Source organism: Georgenia wutianyii (assembly GCF_006349365.1).
GTDB lineage: Bacteria > Actinomycetota > Actinomycetes > Actinomycetales > Actinomycetaceae > Oceanitalea > Oceanitalea wutianyii.
Genome location: NZ_CP040899.1, coordinates 3,049,640 through 3,066,599, shown reverse-complemented (window position 1 = coordinate 3,066,599; position 16,960 = coordinate 3,049,640). Strand labels below are relative to the sequence as shown.

At 71.6% G+C, this 16,960-nt stretch carries 14 protein-coding genes; all 14 read left to right on the top strand.

The window, feature by feature from the left end; translation table 11 throughout:
• The first annotated feature begins 7 nt into the window (after positions 1–7).
• Genes FE251_RS13545 through FE251_RS13480 form a run of 14 tightly spaced genes read left to right on the top strand, consistent with a single transcriptional unit; the run spans position 8 to position 16,950 of the window.
• Positions 8–562 carry a NuoB/complex I 20 kDa subunit family protein gene (locus FE251_RS13545; protein ID WP_139071873.1) on the top strand — a complete coding sequence of 185 codons (555 nt, stop codon included), beginning with the start codon at positions 8–10 and terminating at the stop codon, positions 560–562.
• Positions 559–1,365: an NADH-quinone oxidoreductase subunit C gene (locus tag FE251_RS13540; protein WP_139949033.1), complete on the top strand. Its 807-nt coding sequence runs from the start codon at positions 559–561 to the stop codon at positions 1,363–1,365. Before FE251_RS13545 ends, FE251_RS13540 begins: the two co-directional genes overlap by 4 nt.
• Positions 1,365–2,702: an NADH-quinone oxidoreductase subunit D gene (locus FE251_RS13535; protein ID WP_139071871.1), complete on the top strand. Its 1,338-nt coding sequence runs from the start codon at positions 1,365–1,367 to the stop codon at positions 2,700–2,702. The genes FE251_RS13540 and FE251_RS13535 overlap by 1 nt, the downstream gene beginning before the upstream one ends.
• Entirely contained in the window at positions 2,702–3,520 is an 819-nt protein-coding gene (gene nuoE / locus FE251_RS13530) for an NADH-quinone oxidoreductase subunit NuoE (RefSeq protein WP_139071870.1), read from the top strand. The genes FE251_RS13535 and nuoE overlap by 1 nt, the downstream gene beginning before the upstream one ends.
• Positions 3,517–4,833 (top strand): NADH-quinone oxidoreductase subunit NuoF, encoded by a 1,317-nt coding sequence (gene nuoF / locus FE251_RS13525; protein ID WP_139071869.1) that lies wholly within the window; start codon positions 3,517–3,519, stop codon positions 4,831–4,833. The genes nuoE and nuoF overlap by 4 nt, the downstream gene beginning before the upstream one ends.
• A complete protein-coding gene (locus FE251_RS13520) occupies positions 4,830–7,454 on the top strand; it encodes an NADH-quinone oxidoreductase subunit G (protein WP_139949032.1) in 2,625 nt (874 codons plus the stop codon). Before nuoF ends, FE251_RS13520 begins: the two co-directional genes overlap by 4 nt.
• A complete protein-coding gene (gene nuoH / locus FE251_RS13515) occupies positions 7,451–8,830 on the top strand; it encodes an NADH-quinone oxidoreductase subunit NuoH (RefSeq protein WP_223147546.1) in 1,380 nt (459 codons plus the stop codon). Before FE251_RS13520 ends, nuoH begins: the two co-directional genes overlap by 4 nt.
• A complete protein-coding gene (nuoI, locus tag FE251_RS13510; protein ID WP_139071868.1) occupies positions 8,823–9,548 on the top strand; it encodes an NADH-quinone oxidoreductase subunit NuoI in 726 nt (241 codons plus the stop codon). Before nuoH ends, nuoI begins: the two co-directional genes overlap by 8 nt.
• Entirely contained in the window at positions 9,545–10,513 is a 969-nt protein-coding gene (locus FE251_RS13505) for an NADH-quinone oxidoreductase subunit J (RefSeq protein WP_139071867.1), read from the top strand. The genes nuoI and FE251_RS13505 overlap by 4 nt, the downstream gene beginning before the upstream one ends.
• Positions 10,510–10,809 carry an NADH-quinone oxidoreductase subunit NuoK gene (gene nuoK, locus FE251_RS13500; protein ID WP_139071866.1) on the top strand — a complete coding sequence of 100 codons (300 nt, stop codon included), beginning with the start codon at positions 10,510–10,512 and terminating at the stop codon, positions 10,807–10,809. Before FE251_RS13505 ends, nuoK begins: the two co-directional genes overlap by 4 nt.
• A 17-nt stretch (positions 10,810–10,826) precedes the next feature.
• Complete coding sequence (nuoL, locus tag FE251_RS13495) at positions 10,827–12,785, top strand: NADH-quinone oxidoreductase subunit L (protein WP_139071894.1); 1,959 nt, start codon at positions 10,827–10,829, stop codon at positions 12,783–12,785.
• Between the two features lie 15 nt (positions 12,786–12,800).
• Complete coding sequence (locus FE251_RS13490) at positions 12,801–14,390, top strand: NADH-quinone oxidoreductase subunit M (protein ID WP_168202742.1); 1,590 nt, start codon at positions 12,801–12,803, stop codon at positions 14,388–14,390.
• Positions 14,387–15,949: an NADH-quinone oxidoreductase subunit NuoN gene (gene nuoN / locus FE251_RS13485; RefSeq protein ID WP_139071865.1), complete on the top strand. Its 1,563-nt coding sequence runs from the start codon at positions 14,387–14,389 to the stop codon at positions 15,947–15,949. The genes FE251_RS13490 and nuoN overlap by 4 nt, the downstream gene beginning before the upstream one ends.
• Positions 15,946–16,950, top strand: a complete 1,005-nt coding sequence (locus FE251_RS13480; protein ID WP_407925273.1) for a polyprenyl synthetase family protein — start codon at positions 15,946–15,948, stop codon at positions 16,948–16,950. Before nuoN ends, FE251_RS13480 begins: the two co-directional genes overlap by 4 nt.
• The last annotated feature ends 10 nt before the right edge of the window (positions 16,951–16,960 follow it).

Sequence of the window (16,960 nt, the reverse complement as noted above, 5' to 3'; positions counted from 1 at the left end):
GGACAACATGGGTCTGGAAGAGAAGCTCCCCGCAGGGTTCCTGCTCACCACGGTCGAGAAGGCCGTCGGGCTGGCACGCAAGTCCTCGATGTGGCCCGTCACCATGGGCCTGGCCTGTTGCGCCATCGAGATGATGGCGGCCGGCACCCCGCGCTTCGACATCTCGCGCTTCGGCATGGAGGTCTTCCGGGCCTCCCCGCGCCACGCCGACCTCATGATCGTCTCGGGCCGGGTGAGCCAGAAGATGGCCCCGGTCGTGCGGCAGATCTACGACCAGATGGCCGAGCCCAAGTGGGTCATCTCCATGGGCGTGTGCGCCTCGAGCGGCGGCATGTTCAACAACTACGCCGTGATCCAGGGCGTGGACCACCTCGTCCCGGTCGACATCTACCTGCCCGGCTGCCCGCCGCGGCCCGAGATGCTCATCAACGCGATCATGGCGCTGCACGACCAGGTCCGGAACGAGCCGCTGGGCGTCAACCGTGAGGCCGCAGCGCGGGCCGCCGAGCAGGCCGCCCTCGCGGCGACCCCCACCCACCAGATGAAGGGGCTGCTGGCGTGAGCGAGCGCGACGACGAGAAGAAGTCCGCGGCCGACACCGTCAAGCCGGGGACCGGGGAGGTCGGCGCGCAGTCGACGACCTCTGCCGCCCTCGAGGCGGGTGGCCAGAACGTGCCCGCCGGGCCGCGTGGCGGGCGTACCCAGCTCGAGGTCGTCGACGTGCGCCGCGGGATGTTCGGCGTGCACGGCTCGGGCGACACCTCCGGCTTCGGCGGGCTGGTGAGCCCCGTGGCGATGCCGCCGGCCTCCGAGCGTCCCTACGGCGGCTGGTTCGACGAGGTCGTCGACGTCCTCGTCGAGCTGCTCGAGGGGGAGGGCATCGACCCCGACGCCGCGATCGAGAAGGTCGTCGTCGACCGCGGTGAGCTCACGATCTTCCTCTCCCGCGAGCACCTGCGCCGCGTCGCCCAGTGGCTGCGCGACGACCAGGACCTGCGCTTCGAGCTGTGCCTGGGCGTCTCCGGCGTCCACTTCCCCAACGACGTCGACCGCGAGCTGCACGCCGTCTACCACCTCCTCTCGCTGACCCACAGCCGCCAGCTGCGCATCGAGGTCACCTGCCCCGACGCCGACCCGCACGTGCCCACCCTCGTGGACGTCTACCCGGGCAACGACTGGCACGAGCGCGAGACCTGGGACCTCATCGGCATCGTCTTCGACGGTCACCCCTCCCTCGCGCGCACCGCGCTCCCCGACGACTGGGTCGGTCACCCGCAGCGCAAGGACTACCCGCTCGGCGGGATCCCGGTCGAGTACAAGGGTGCGACCGTCCCGCCGCCCGACACCCGGAGGTCTTACAGCTGATGGCCACGAACCTGCACGCCACGGGGCCTGCGCTCGACTCCCACACCGGCCCGGAGTTCACCGCCGAGGGCGGGGACTGGGCATCGATCGCCGCCGAGGCCGAGCGCCTCGGCGAGGAGCGGATCGTCGTCAACATGGGCCCGGTGCACCCCTCGACCCACGGGGTCCTGCGTCTCATCCTCGACATCGAGGGTGAGACGGTCAACGAGCTGCGCGTCGGCACCGGGTACCTGCACACGGGTATCGAGAAGAACATGGAGTACCGCACCTGGACCCAGGGCGTGACGTTCTGCACCCGCATGGACTACGTCGCCCCCTTCTTCCAGGAGGTGCCCTACTGCCTCGCGGTGGAGAAGCTGCTCGGCATCACCGACGAGGTGCCCGAGCGCGCCACGCTCATCCGGGTCCTGCTCATGGAGCTCAACCGGATCGCCTCCCACCTCGTCGCCATCTGCACCGCCGGCAACGAGCTCGGCGCGACGACGATGATGACCATCGGCTTCCGCGCCCGCGAGGAGATCCTGCGGATCTTCGAGCACATCACCGGCCTGCGGATGAACCACGCCTACATCCGCCCCGGCGGCGTCGCGCAGGACATCCCGGCCGACACCACCGAGATGGTCCGCCGTCTGCTCCCCAACGTCCGCCGGGACATCGGTGAGCTGCAGGACCTCACGATGGCGAACCCGATCTACAAGGCGCGTCACGAGGACGTCGGGTACATCTCGCTGTCCGCCGCGCTCGCCCTGGGCCTCACCGGGCCGTGCCTGCGCGCCGCCGGCTACCCGCTCGACCTGCGCAAGGTCTCCCCGTACTGCGGTTACGAGACCTACGACTTCGACGTCATCACCGAGACGGCGTCCGACGCCATGGCTCGCGTCAAGGTCCGCTGGGCCGAGTGCTACGAGTCCATGAAGATCGTCTACCAGGTCCTCGACCGGCTCGACGCGACCCCCGGCCCCGTCATGGTCGCCGACAAGAAGGTCGCGTGGCCCGCGCAGCTGTCGATCGGCAGCGACGGCCAGGGCAACTCGCTGGACCACATCCGCGAGATCATGGGCACCTCGATGGAGTCGCTCATCCACCACTTCAAGCTCGTCACCGAGGGCTTCCGGGTCCCGGCCGGGCAGGTGTACCAGACCATCGAGCACGCCAAGGGCGTCATGGGCGTGCACCTCGTGTCCGACGGCGGCACCCGCCCCTACCGGGCCCACTTCCGTGACCCGTCGTTCTCGAACCTGCAGTCGATGTCGATCATGAGCGAGGGCGGCCAGCTGGCCGACGTCGTCGTCACGCTCGCCTCGCTCGACCCTGTCCTGGGAGGGGTGGACCGCTGATGAGCGTCACCGCTTACGCACCCGAGGCGGAGGAGAGGCTGCGCGGCGAGGCCGCGCAGATCATCTCCCGCTACCCGCAGGCGCGCTCCGCGCTCCTGCCGATGCTCCACCTCGTCCAGTCCGAGGACGGGTACGTCAGCGCCCGCGGCATCGCGCTGTGCGCCGACGTCCTGGGCCTCACCCGGGCCGAGGTCTCCGCGGTCGCGACGTTCTACACCCAGTACAAGCGCCACCCCAACGGTGAGTACACCGTCGGGGTGTGCACGAACGCGCTGTGCGCGGTCATGGGTGGCGACCTCATCTACGAGCGTGTCTCGGAGCACCTGGGCATCGGGCACGACGAGACCACCGAGGACGGCAAGATCACCCTCGAGCAGGTCGAGTGCAACGCGGCGTGCGACTACGCGCCGGTGATCGTCGTCAACTGGGAGTTCTTCGACAACCAGACCCCGACGTCGGCGGTCGAGCTCGTCGACCAGCTGCGCGCCGGGCGCCCGGTCACCCCGACCCGTGGCGCCGCCACCGTCGGCACGTTCAAGGAGATCTCCCACGTGCTCGCCGGCTTCGAGGACGGACGCGCCGACGAGGGACCCGCCGCGGGCCCCGCGACGCTCGCCGGCCTGTCGATCGCGCGTGAGCACGGCTGGCGCGCGCCCTCGCTGGACAGCTCGGACGGTGACGCGTCCGGCACCACCGGAGACGTCCCCGACCCCTACGGCAGCGCCGAACGGCCGCCGACCACCCCTGACGACTCCGACCCGGCGGGCAAGCGTGGCCCCGCCGGCGAGGGCGCCACGGCCGAGGAGGGCAAGCAGTGAGCACGACGCAGCTGACGCCGGTCCTGTCCGACCCCTGGGACGCCGAGCGCTCCTGGACGCTGGACACCTACCGCTCCCGTGGCGGGTACGAGGGCCTGGCCAAGGCCTTCACCATGGCCCCGGCCGACATCGTCGACACCGTCAAGGCCTCCGGGCTGCGCGGCCGCGGCGGCGCGGGCTTCCCGACGGGCCTCAAGTGGTCCTTCCTGCCCCCGGCCGACGGCGGACCGCGGTACCTCGTGGTCAACGCGGACGAGTCCGAGCCGGGTGCCTGCAAGGACATCCCGCTCATGATGGCCAACCCGCACGCCCTCATCGAGGGCGTGGCGATCACGTCCTACGCGATCGGCGGGCACCACGCGTTCATCTACCTGCGCGGCGAGGTCGTCCACGTCTACCGCCGCCTCCTCGCGGCGGTCCGCGAGGCCCGCGAGGCCGGGCTCATCGGCAAGGGGCTGGGCCCCAACGGCGACTACGACCTCGAGATCACCGTGCACGCCGGCGCCGGCGCCTACATCTGCGGTGAGGAGACGGCGCTGCTCGACTCCCTCGAGGGCCGGCGCGGCCAGCCACGGCTCAAGCCCCCGTTCCCGGCGGTCGCCGGCCTGTACGCGCGCCCGACGGTCGTCAACAACGTCGAGTCCGTCGCCTCCGTCCCCACGATCATCCGCGGGGGAGCGGAGTGGTTCACCTCGATGGGCACCGAGAAGTCGGCCGGCCACGGGTTCTTCTCCCTGTCCGGCCACGTCACCCGGCCCGGCCAGTACGAGGCGCCGCTCGGCATCACCATGCGCGAGCTGCTCGACATGGCCGGCGGCGTCCGGGCCGGGCACCGCCTGAAGTTCTGGGTGCCCGGTGGCTCCTCCACGCCGATCCTCACCGAGGAGCACCTCGACGTGCCCCTCGACTACGACTCGGTCGGGGCAGCGGGTTCGATGCTCGGTACCCGGTCGCTCATGGTCTTCGACGAGACCGTGTCGGTCGTCCGGGTCGTCTCCCGCTGGACCGACTTCTACCAGCACGAGTCCTGCGGCAAGTGCACCCCCTGCCGCGAGGGCACGTACTGGATGAAGCAGGTCATGCACCGGCTCGAGGCCGGCAAGGGCCTGCCCAGCGACATCGACCTCCTGCTCGACGTCTCCGCCAACATCGCCGGCCGCTCGTTCTGCGCGCTCGGTGACGCCTCGGCGGTCCCGATCCAGAGCGGGATCAAGCACTTCCGCGCCGAGTTCGAGGCCGGGACCCACACCCCGGCCAGCGAGCTGTTCCCGTACGAGGCTTCCGCCCTGTTCTCCGAAGTAGGTGCCCGATGACGACGACCCCCGCGAAGGTCGAGGAGGAGCTCCTCACCGTCACGATCGACGGCGTCGAGGTCGATGTCCCCAAGGGCACGCTGGTCATCCGGGCTGCCGAGCAGGTGGGCATCCAGATCCCCCGGTTCTGCGACCACCCGCTGCTCAAGCCCGCCGGCGCCTGCCGGCAGTGCCTCGTCGAGGTCTCCATGCCCGACCGCGAGGGCAACCTGCGGGCCATGCCCAAGCCGCAGGCCTCCTGCACGCTCGAGGCCACGCCCGGGATGGTCGTCGCGACCCAGCACACCTCCGCCGTCGCCGACAAGGCGCAGCACGGGATGATCGAGTTCCTCCTCGTCAACCACCCGCTCGACTGCCCCGTCTGCGACAAGGGCGGGGAGTGCCCGTTGCAGAACCAGGCGATGAGCAACGGCCGGGCCACCACCCGGTTCGTCGACATCAAGCGGACCTTCCCCAAGCCGCTGAAGATCTCCAGCGAGATCCTCCTCGACCGCGACCGCTGCATCCTGTGCCAGCGCTGCACCCGCTTCTCCGACCAGATCGCCGGTGACCCGTTCATCGCGCTCCAGGGTCGCGGCGGCGGCACCCCCGGCCGGGAGGTCCACGCGACCCACGGCTCGCAGGTCGGCACCTTCGACGCCGACGTCCTCGACTTCGCCTACGCCGGCGGGCACGCCCCGCGGGTGACCGACGACGGCCTCAGCGGCCCCGTCCAGGGCGAGCCGGGGATCGAGGTCGGCCTGTCCGCCGGCCCGATCGGCGTCGCCGAGACCGACACCACCGGTCGCCCGTTCTCCTCCTACTTCTCGGGCAACACGATCCAGATCTGCCCGGTCGGCGCGCTCACCTCGGCCACCTACCGCTTCCGCTCGCGGCCCTTCGACCTCGTGTCGACGGACTCGGTCTCCGAGCACGACGCGAGCGGCTCGGCCATCCGCGTGGACCACCGCCGCGGCGTCGTCGTGCGCCGCCTCGCGGGCGACGACCCTCAGGTCAACGAGGAGTGGATCACCGACAAGGACCGCTTCGCCTTCGCGTGGCAGACCGCCCCCGACCGCCTCGAGTACCCGCTCGTGCGGGACGAGGAGACCGGCGAGCTCGTCGAGACCAGCTGGTCCGAGGCCCTGCACCTTGCGGCCCGCGGCCTCGAGCAGGCCCGCGAGGCCGGCGGCGTGGGTGTCCTGCCCGGTGGCCGCCTCACCCTCGAGGACTCCTACGCCTGGTCGCGCTTCGCCCGCGCGGTTCTCCGCACGAACGACGTCGACCACCGCGCCCGCCCGTCCTCCGCCGAGGAGGCCGACTTCCTCGCCCGCCGCGTCGCCGCCGGGTCGATGGACGTCACCTACTCCGGGCTGGAGCAGGCCGGCCACGTCCTCCTCGTCGCCCTGGAGCCGGAGGAGGAGTGCGGCACGATCTTCCTGCGGCTGCGCAAGGGGATGCTCGCCGGGACGGTCGCCGTCTCGACGATCGCGCCCTTCGCCACCCGCGGCACGACCAAGCTGCGCGCCTCGCTGCTCCCGACGGCCCCCGGCTCCGAGCCGGGCGTCCTGGACGCCATCACCCCGGACTCCGGCGAGGTCGCCCACGCTGCGATCGCCCAGGCGCTGGCCGCGCCGGGCTCGGCCATCCTCGTCGGCGAGCGGGCCGCGGCGCTGCCCGGCACGCTCAGCGCCGTCGAGCGGCTCGCCGACCGCACCGGGGCGCGGGTGGCCTGGGTGCCGCGGCGCGCCGGTGAGCGCGGCGCCGTCGAGGCCGGCCTGCTGCCCGGGCTGCTGCCCGGCGGCCGGCAGGTCACCGACGCCGAGGCCCGCGTCGACGCCGCGGCCGCCTGGGGCGTGGACCGCCTGCCCGCCGAGGTCGGCCGCGACCTGCCCGCGATCCTCGAGGCCGCGGCCGCCGGACAGCTCGGTGGGCTCCTCGTCGGCGGCGTCGACGTGCGCGACCTGCCCGACCCCGCGCTCGCGCGCCGGGCCCTGGCCGCCGCCGGGTTCGTCGTCCAGCTCGAGGTGCGCCGCAGCGAGGTCACCGACCACGCCGACGTCGTCCTGCCCGTCGCCCCGCCCGTGGAGAAGGGGGGCACCTTCGTCAACTGGGAGGGTCGCCGCCGGCCCTTCGGGCAGGTGCTCGTCTCCCACCACCTCAGCGACCACCGGGTCCTCGACGGCCTCGCCGCCGAGCTCGGGGTGACCCTCGGGTCCGCCACCCTCGCCGAGGTCCACGCGCAGATCGGCGAGCTCGCCGGCTGGCAGCCGTCCCAGGCCCCGGCCCCCGTGCCGGCCGAGGCCGGCGCCGCGCCGGTCGCCGGCCCGGGACAGGCGGTCCTCGCCACCTGGAAGCTCATGCTCGACGACGGTCGCGGGCAGGACGGCGAGCCGCACCTCGCCGGCACCGCCCAGCGCCCGGTCGTCCGCCTCTCGGCGGCGCGCGCCGCCGAGCTCGGCGCCACCGACGGGACCGCGGTCACCGTCCGTGGCCCGGCCGGTAGCATCACCCTGCCGCTGGCCGTCACGACGATGCCCGATGACGTCGTCTGGCTCCCGGAGAACTCCCCGGGGTCCCACGTGCACGAGATGCTCGGCGCGGGCGCCGGCACCATCGTCGACCTGGAGGTGACGCGATGATCTTCGCGCCCATGGTCATCAGCGACCCGTCGGCCGGCCCGTCCGCCGACTTCAGCAACGACACCTGGTGGATCTGGGTGATCAAGGCGGTGGCGATCATCGTCATGCTGCTGCTCTTCGTGCTCGTCGCCATCTGGGCCGAGCGCAAGGTCCTCGCCCGCATGCAGACCCGCCCCGGCCCCAACGTCCACGGCCCCGCCGGCTCGTTGCAGTCGGTCGCCGACGCGATGAAGCTGCTGCTCAAGGAGGACTTCAACCTCAAGGGCGCGGACCGCTTCGTCTACCTCCTGGCGCCGTTCATCGCCGCGCTGTGCGCGTTCATGATCTACGCGGTGATCCCGTTCGGGCCCGAGGTCTCGATGTTCGGGGTGACGACGCCGCTGCAGCTCGCCGACTCCTCGGTCGCCGTGCTCTACATCCTCGGCATCACCGCCATCGGCGTGTACGGCATCGTCCTGGGTGGCTGGTCGTCCAACTCGACCTTCCCGCTGCTCGGCGCGGTCCGCTCCTCGGCCCAGGTCATCTCCTACGAGCTGGCGATGGCGCTGTCCCTCGCCTCGGTCTTCCTCGTCTCCGGCTCGGCGTCGACCTCCCAGATCGTCGACTCCCAGACCCGGCTGTGGTGGGCGATCGTCCTGCTGCCCGCGTTCCTCGTCTACCTCGTGTCGATGGTCGGTGAGGTCAACCGGCTGCCCTTCGACCTTCCCGAGGCCGAGGGCGAGCTCGTCGCCGGCCACATGGTCGAGTACTCCTCGATGAAGTTCGCCTGGTTCTTCCTCGCCGAGTACGTGAACATGCTCAACGTCTCGGCCGTCGCCGCCACGCTCTTCCTCGGTGGCTGGCGCGCCCCGTGGCCGCTGTCGGCGATCAACGACGGCATGTTCAACGAGGGCTGGTGGCCGCTGCTGTGGATGGTCGCCAAGATCTGGCTCGTCATGTTCTTCATGTTCTGGCTGCGCGCGACGCTCCTGCGCTTCCGCTACGACCAGTTCATGAACCTCGGCTGGAAGATCCTCATCCCGGTCGCGCTCGCGTGGCTCGTCGCCGTCGCCGTCGTCCAGGGCCTCCTCCAGTTCGGTGACATCGACCTGCGCACACTGCTCTTCGTCCTCGCCGGCATCCTCGTCGTCGTCCTCGTCGTCACCCTGCTCTGGCCGGAGAAGAAGCCCGAGCCGGAGCCCGAGCCGGCGGACGCCACCGGCACCGGCGGCGTCGTCGTCGACTCCGAGTTCGACGCGTTCGCCGGCGGCTACCCGGTGCCCCCGATGCCGGGCCAGCAGCTGCCGCCCTCGCCGCGGCGCAGGCTGCGCGAGCAGCAGGCCCCCGGCGCCACCCAGACCATTTCGGCACCCGCACAGGAGGCCACCGATGAGTAAGCGCCAGGATCACGAGCCGCGCAAGGAGCGGCTGCGCAAGCAGCTGGCCAAGCCGTCGAAGGCGCGGGGCGAGGTCGCCCGTCCCCTGCCGATGAAGTTCGAGCGGGACGAGAAGGGCGCCCTCGGCGAGCTCCTCGCCCCCGTCGCCGGGTTCGGTGTCACCTTCTCCTCGATGTTCCGTCCGACGGTCACCGAGCAGTACCCCTTCGAGAAGGTGCCGACCCAGCCGCGCTACCACGGTCGCCACCAGCTCAACCGGTACGCCGACGGCCTGGAGAAGTGCATCGGCTGCGAGCTGTGCGCCTGGGCCTGCCCGGCCGACGCGATCCTCGTCCAGGGTGGCAACAACAGCCCCGACGCCCAGTTCTCGCCCGGCGAGCGCTACGGCCGCGTCTACCAGATCAACTACCTGCGCTGCATCTTCTGCGGGTACTGCATCGAGGCCTGCCCCACCCGCGCGCTGACGATGACCAACGAGTACGAGCTCACCGGTCCCACGCGCGAGGGCATGATCTACGAGAAGCAGGACCTGCTGGCCCCGCTCGCCCCCGGCATGCTCGCCCCGCCCCACCCGATGGTCGCGGGCACCGAGGACGACGACTACTACCGCAACGAGATCAGCGGACCGACCGACGCACAGGTCGAGTGGGTCCGCGAGCGCCGTCCCGAGGACCCGAGCCTCGAGACGGTCCGCACCGTCAAGGAGGCCCGGGCATGAGCCTGCCGATGAGCCTGGCCGAGACCGGGGTGGTGAGCACCGGCGAGACCGTCTTCTTCTGGATCGTCGCACCGCTCGCCGTGCTCGCGGCCCTCGGCCTGCTGTTCGCGCGCAAGGCGGTCTACGCCGCGATGTGCGTCGTGTTCGTCATGATCGCCCTCGCCGGGTTCTACATCGTCCAGGAGGCGCTGTTCCTCGGCGTCGCCCAGATCGTCGTCTACACCGGCGCGATCATGATGCTGTTCCTCTTCGTGCTCATGCTCGTCGGCGTCGACGCCTCGGACTCCGTGATCGAGACGCTCAAGGGCCAGCGGTGGATCGCCGCGATCGGAGGCCTCGGCCTCATCGCGCTCATCGCCGCCGTCGCCCTGCGGGCCACGATGCCCGCCCCGCGCGGCCTCGAGCTCGCCAACGAGGACACCAACCCCGTCGGCGTCGCGCGCCTCCTGTTCTCCGACTACGTCCTCGTCGTGGAGATCTCCGGCATCCTGCTCGTCACGGCCGCCGTCGGCGCCGTCGTCCTCACCCGCGCGGAGCGGCTGCGCCCCAAGCGCACCCAGCGTGAGGTGCTGGCGGAGAAGATGGCCGCCTACGCGGCCAGCGGCGACACCCGCCTGCGCAACCTGCCCGCCCCCGGCGTCTACGCCCGGCACAACGCCGCCGACGTCCCCGCGCTCGGGGCCGACGGCAAGCCGATCGAGGAGTCCGTGCCGCGCGTGCTGCGCATCCGCGGCCAACAGCGCTCCATCGCCTCGGTCAGCCCCGAGCTCGCCGCCCAGCTCGCCGCCTCGGCGAGCACCCACCCGGGTGACGGTGGTGCCCGCAGCGTCACCCAGTCCGGCGAGGCCGGGATGCCGGGCACCGACCCGGCCCCGGGCACGAGCACCGTGGACGGCGAGCGACCCACGAGCCAGAGCACCGAGGACACGGGCACCAAGCGCGCCGAGCAGGAGGACCAGCAGTGACCCTCGTCAACTACCTCGTCCTGTCGGGCATCCTCTTCTCCATCGGCGCGATGGCGGTGCTCCTGCGCCGCAACAGCATCATCGCGCTCATGGGTGTGGAGCTCATGCTCAACGCGGCGAACCTCACGCTCATCACCTTCGCGCGCTGGCACGGCAACCTCCACGGTGAGGTCTTCGCCTTCTTCGTCATGCTCGTCGCGGCCGCCGAGGTCGTCATCGGCCTGGCGATCGTCGTCTCCATCTTCCGAACCCGCCGGTCGGCGTCCATCGACGACGTCAACCTGCTCAAGAACTGACGGGGAGCAACGTGCTAATGCTGGGAACACCGGCGCTGTCCGTACCCACAGCCGCGGTCGACGCGACCACGGCCGGCGGGGCGGCCTCCTTCGCCTGGCTCATGGTGGCCCTGCCGCTCCTCGGAGCGGCAGTGCTCCTGCTGACCGGGCGGCGCTCCGACCGCTGGGGGCACTGGCTGGGCGTCCTCGCCTCCGGTGGTGCCTTCGTCGTCGGCCTCCTCGTCGTCCTGCAGATGATCGGGCTCGACCCGGCCGAGCGGGTGATGGACCTGCACCTGTTCACCTGGCTGCCGGTCGGTGAGCTCACGGTCGACGCGGGCATGCGGCTCGACCCGCTGTCGATGTCCTTCGTCATGCTCGTCACCTTCGTGGGCACGCTCATCCACGTGTACTCGGTGGCGTACATGGAGCACGACGTCGACCGTCGCCGGTTCTTCGCCTACCTCAACCTCTTCGTCGCCGCGATGCTCGTCCTCGTGCTCGCCGACTCCTACGTGCTGCTGTTCGTCGGCTGGGAGGGCGTGGGCCTGGCCTCCTACCTCCTCATCGGCTTCTGGAACTTCCGCACGGACTACGCCGTCGCCGCGAAGAAGGCCTTCGTGATGAACCGCGTCGGCGACCTCGGTCTGCTCCTCGCGATGATGACGATGTTCGCCGCCTTCGGCGCCGTCGACTTCGACAGCGTCTTCGCCGGCGCCGCCGGGGCATCCCAGGGGCTGCTCACCGCGATCGGGCTCCTCCTCCTGCTCGCCGCCTGCGGCAAGTCGGCGCAGTTCCCGCTCCAGGCGTGGCTCGGGGACGCGATGGCCGGCCCGACCCCCGTCTCGGCGCTCATCCACGCAGCGACCATGGTCACCGCCGGTGTCTACCTCGTCGTGCGCTCCGCCCCGGTCTTCGACGGCGCCCCCGCGGCGCAGCTCGTCGTCGTCATCGTCGGTGCGATCACCCTGGTCTTCGGGGCCGTGGTCGGTTCGGCCAAGGACGACATCAAGAAGGTGCTCGCCGCCTCGACGATGTCCCAGATCGGCTACATGATGCTCGCCGCGGGCCTCGGCCCGGTGGGCTACGCCTTCGCGATCTTCCACCTCATCACCCACGGCTTCTTCAAGGCCGGGATGTTCCTCGGGGCGGGGTCGGTCATGCACGGCATGGACGACCAGGTCGACATGCGGCGCTTCGGTGGCCTGAGCAAGTACATGAAGATCACCTGGCTGACCTTCGGGGCCGGCTGGCTCGCGATCATCGGCTTCCCCGGCCTGTCCGGCTACTGGAGCAAGGACCTCATCATCGAGGCCGCGTTCGTCGGCGAGGGCTGGCGCCCGTGGGTGTTCGGCACCGTCACGCTGCTGGCCGCGGGGCTCACCGCCTTCTACATGTCGCGCCTGTTCTTCATGACGTTCCACGGCAAGGAGCGCTGGACACCCACCCGTGAGGGCGGGGAGCAGCACCCGCACGAGGGCTCGGCCCTCATGACCGTGCCGATGATCATCCTCGCGCTCGGCTCGGTCGGCCTGGGTGCGGTGCTCGCCGCCGGTGACACCTTCGTCACCTGGCTCGAGCCGTCCATCGGCCACGTGGAGCACCACGACCCCGTGCTGCCCATCCCGGTCATCATCGGCGCGACGCTCGCCCTCGTGGCGGTCGGCGTGTTCCTCGCCTGGCGCCAGTACGCCGCGTCCACCGTCCCGGTGGAGGCCCCCCGCGGATCGGTGCTCACCCGCGCCGCCCGCCGCGACCTCTACCAGGACGCCGTCAACGAAGGAGTGTTCATGCGCCCGGGTCAGTACCTCACCCGCGGCCTGGTCTACGCCGACTCCGCCGTGGTCGACGGCGCGGTCATGGGCCTGGCCCGGGGCACGTCCGGGACCGGCGGCGTGCTGCGCCGCCTGCAGACCGGGTACATCCGGTCCTACGCCGCGATCATGCTCGTCGGTGTCGTCGCCGCCCTTGTCGTCGTCCTCGCCTCGCGCGGCTGAGCCCAGGAAGCGAACATGCAGAACATCAGTGACCTTCCCTGGCTGACGATCCTCATCGTCGTGCCGCTCGTCGCGGCCGCGGTGATCTGGCTCGTGCCGGGTGTCCAGCGCGCCGCCCGCACCATCGGTCTGGCCGTCTCCCTCGTCGTGCTCGCCGGCTTCGTCGTCATGGCGAGCGGCTTCGACCTGGGCCTGGCGGGTGAGTACCAGTTCGTCGAGCAGGCCTCGTGGATCCCGCAGCTCGGGGTCTCCTACGCCCTGGGCGTCAACGGTCTGGGCCTCACCCTCGTCGGCCTGTCCGTCTTCCTCGTCCCGATCGCGCTCCTCGCCGCCTGGCGGGAGCAGGAGGTCGTGCCCGAGGGCGCCGTCGTCGCCCGCCGCCAGGCCGGGTTCGTCGCCCTCGTCCTCGCCCTGGAGGCGACGATGGTGGCGGTCTTCTCGGCCCGCGACGTCTTCCTCTTCTACGTCGTCTTCGAGGCGATGCTCGTCCCGGTGTACTTCCTCATCGGTGGCTTCGGCGGCACCCGCCGTCGCTACGCGGCGACGAAGTTCCTCGTCTACTCCCTGGCGAGCGGCCTCGTCATGCTCGTCGGCGTCATCGCGCTGGGCGTGCTCGGCCCGGGTGGCCCCGACGGGTTCCTCATCGACACGCTCACCGGCGCCGAGCTCGGCGTGTGGACCGAGCGGTGGATCTTCATCTCCTTCTTCATCGCCTTCGCGGTCAAGGCACCGATGTGGCCGGTCCACACGTGGCTGCCCGACGCCGCCCAGCAGGCCTCCCCGGGCACCTCCGCGCTGCTCGTCGGCGTGCTCGACAAGGTCGGCACCTTCGGGATGCTCGCGCTGTGCCTCCCGCTGTTCCCCGAGGCCTCGCGGTGGGCCGCGCCGGTGATCATCGTGCTCGCCGTCGTCTCGATCCTCTACGGCGCGTTCGTCGCCCTGGGGCAGCGGGACGTCATGCGGCTCATCGCCTTCACCTCGGTGTCCCACTTCGGCTTCATCGTCCTGGGCATCTTCGTCCGCGAGGAGGTCGCGCTCGTCGGCGCCATGCTCTACATGGTCGCCCACGGTGTCTCGACCGCGGCCCTGTTCCTCATCTCCGGCTTCCTCACCCAGCGGGGCGGCACCCAGGAGATCGGTGGCTACAGCGGCATGCAGCGCGTCACGCCGGTGCTCGCCGGGACCTGGCTCATCGCCGGCCTCGCGACCATCGCACTGCCGGGCCTGTCCGGCTTCGTCCCGGAGTACCTCGTGCTCCTGGGGACGTTCCGGGTCAACATCGTCGCCGCCGTCTTCGCGGTCCTCGCGGTCATCATCGCGGCGCTGTACATCCTGCTGCCCTACCAGCGGATCTTCACCGGCCCGCGCAACGAGACGCTCGCGGCCCTGCCCGACCTCGGTGCCCGGGAGAAGTGGGTCGTCGCGCCGCTCGTCGCCGCGATGCTCGCCCTGGGCATCGTGCCCGGCCCGGTGATCGACGTGCTGCGGCCGGTGGCCGAGGAGGCCGCCATCGAGCAGCCCAGCTCGGTGGACGCCATGGCGGGGGCCCTTACTGACGGATCGAGCGACGCGGCCGCCGCGTTCGCCGAGGGGAGCGAGAAGTGAACTTCGCACCACCGACCATCGACTGGGCCGCGCTGACGCCCGTCCTCATCGTGCTCGGCGCGGGCCTGCTCGGCGTGCTCGTCGCCGCCTTCGTGCCGCGCCCGGCCCGGCGCGGCGCCCAGGTGGTGCTCACCGCCCTCGCCCTCGCCGGTGCGCTCGTCGCCGTCGTGTGGCGCTGGACGGTCGTCAGCGTGAACGGCCCGGCGGAGATCGTCGGAGGCTCGCTCATCGAGGACGGCCCGGCCCTCCTCGCGCAGGGGATCATCGCGCTCGTCGCCCTCGTGGGCCTGCTCGTCATCGCCGACCGCTCCGAGTGGGGCGAGGACGCGTTCGCCGCCCAGGCCGCCACCCGGCCGGGCAGCCAGGACGAGGACGAGGCGCAGCGCGCCGGCCTGAGCCAGACCGAGGTCTTCCCGTTCGTCCTGTTCTCGGTCGGCGGCATGCTCCTCTTCCCGGCCGCCGGTGACCTCGTCATGATGTTCGTCGCCCTCGAGGTGCTCTCCCTGCCGCTCTACCTGCTCTCCGGCATGGCGCGCCGCCGTCGCCTCCTGTCCCAGGAGGCCGCGCTCAAGTACTTCGTGCTCGGGGCGTTCTCCTCGGCGTTCTTCCTCATGGGCGCCGCGCTGCTCTACGGCTTCTCCGGCAGCCTGCGGCTGTCCGAGCTCGCCACCGCGGTGCCGAGCACCGTGGGCATGGACGGCCTGCTCCTCGCGGGCAGCGTCCTCGTCATCGTCGGCCTGCTCTTCAAGGTCGGTGCCGTCCCGTTCCACGTGTGGACCCCGGACGTCTACCAGGGGGCCCCGACGCCGATCACCGGCTTCATGGCCGCCGCCACGAAGGTCGCGGCCTTCGGCGCGCTCCTGCGCTTCGTCTACGTCGTCGTCCCCGGCCTGGGCTGGGACCTCGAGCCGCTCATGTGGGGCATCGCGATCCTCACCATGGGAGTGGGCACCGTCGTCGCCCTCGTCCAGACGGACGTCAAGCGCATGCTCGCCTACTCCTCGATCGCCCACGCGGGCTTCGTGCTCGTCGGCGTCGTCGCGCTCGTCCAGGAGGGCATCGCCGCGGTGCTCTTCTACCTCCTCGCCTACGGCCTGGCCACGGTCGGTGCGTTCGCCGTCGTCACGCTCGTGCGTGAGCGCGACGCCGCCGGCACCGTGACCGGCGAGGCCCTGCACCTGTCCCAGTGGGCGGGCCTGGGCCGGCGCAGCCCGGCCCTGGCCCTGGCGATGACCCTGTTCCTGCTGTCCTTCGCGGGCATCCCGCTCACCGGCGGGTTCATCGGCAAGTTCTCGGTCTTCGCCGCCGGCGTGGCGGGCGGGGCCACCGTGCTCGTCGTCATCGCCGTGCTCGCCAGCGCCGCGGCCGCGTTCTTCTACGTCCGCCTCGTCGTGCTCATGTTCTTCACCGAGCCCGACGGCGAGCGCACCGCGGTCGTCCGCTCCGAGGGCCTGACCTCCGTCGCCGTCGCTGTCTGCGCGCTCGGCACGGTGCTCCTCGGTGTCGCGCCCGGTCCCGTCCTCGACCTCGCCCAGCAGGCGGCGACGTTCCTGCCGTGACCGCGACCATGTTCCAGCTCGGCGACGACGAGCTCACCGACCGCCTCGCCGGGGCGATGGCGGACGTCGAGGACCGGCTGCGCGAGGCGGTCACCGGCGCCGACGAGCTCGTCGACGCCCCGATGCGCCACCTCGCCGCCGCCGGCGGCAAGCGGCTGCGCCCCGCGCTCACGCTCCTCACCGCCGAGCTCGGGACCCCGGGCCGCGACGAGGTCGTGCGCGCCGCCGTCGCCGTCGAGCTCACCCACCTGGCCACGCTCTACCACGACGACGTCATGGACTCCGCGGACATGCGCCGCGGGGCGCCGAGCGCGCACGCCGTGTGGGACAACTCGGTGGCCATCCTCACCGGTGACCTCCTGTTCGCCCGCGCCTCCCAGCTCGTCGCCTCCCTCGGTGCCGACGCGGTGCGCGTCCACGCCGAGACGTTCGAGCGGCTGTGCCTCGGCCAGCTGCACGAGACGCTCGGGCCGCGCGAGGGGGAGGACCCGATCGCGCACTACATCCAGGTGCTCGCGGACAAGACCGGCTCGCTCATCGCCGCCTCCGCGCGGTACGGGGCCGTGTTCAGCGGCGCCGGTGAGGACCTCGCGGTCATCCTCGAGCGGTACGGGGAGAAGGTCGGCGTGGCCTTCCAGCTCGCCGACGACGTCATCGACCTCGCCTCGGACTCCGAGACCACCGGCAAGACCCCCGGCACCGACCTGCGCGAGGGCGTGGCCACCATGCCCGTGCTGCTCCTGCAGCGACGGGCCGCCGAGGGGCGCCTGGACGAGCGGGGCGCCGCTGTCCTCGAGCGGCTCGGCACCGACCTGCGCTCGGACGCCGCGCTGCGCGCCGCCGTCGAGGAGCTGCGTGACCACGAGGTGCTCGAGGAGGCGCGTGAGCTCGCCCGCCAGTGGGCGCGCGACGCCGTCGCCGAGCTCGAGCCGCTGCCCGCGGGGTCGGTGAAGGACGCGCTCGAGGCGTTCGCCGGCCTCATGGTCGACCGCCTCGCCTGACGCCACCCCC

Bases quoted from the DNA above. Each gene is read 5' to 3' on its own strand.
- FE251_RS13545 (WP_139071873.1), top strand. From the start codon at position 8: ATGGGTCTGGAAGAGAAGCTCCCCGCAGGGTTCCTGCTCACCACGGTC.
- FE251_RS13535 (WP_139071871.1), top strand. From the start codon at position 1,365: ATGGCCACGAACCTGCACGCCACGGGGCCTGCGCTCGACTCCCACACC.
- nuoE (WP_139071870.1), top strand. From the start codon at position 2,702: ATGAGCGTCACCGCTTACGCACCCGAGGCGGAGGAGAGGCTGCGCGGC.
- FE251_RS13520 (WP_139949032.1), top strand. From the start codon at position 4,830: ATGACGACGACCCCCGCGAAGGTCGAGGAGGAGCTCCTCACCGTCACG.
- nuoH (WP_223147546.1), top strand. From the start codon at position 7,451: ATGATCTTCGCGCCCATGGTCATCAGCGACCCGTCGGCCGGCCCGTCC.
- nuoI (WP_139071868.1), top strand. From the start codon at position 8,823: ATGAGTAAGCGCCAGGATCACGAGCCGCGCAAGGAGCGGCTGCGCAAG.
- FE251_RS13505 (WP_139071867.1), top strand. From the start codon at position 9,545: ATGAGCCTGCCGATGAGCCTGGCCGAGACCGGGGTGGTGAGCACCGGC.
- nuoL (WP_139071894.1), top strand. From the start codon at position 10,827: ATGCTGGGAACACCGGCGCTGTCCGTACCCACAGCCGCGGTCGACGCG.
- FE251_RS13490 (WP_168202742.1), top strand. From the start codon at position 12,801: ATGCAGAACATCAGTGACCTTCCCTGGCTGACGATCCTCATCGTCGTG.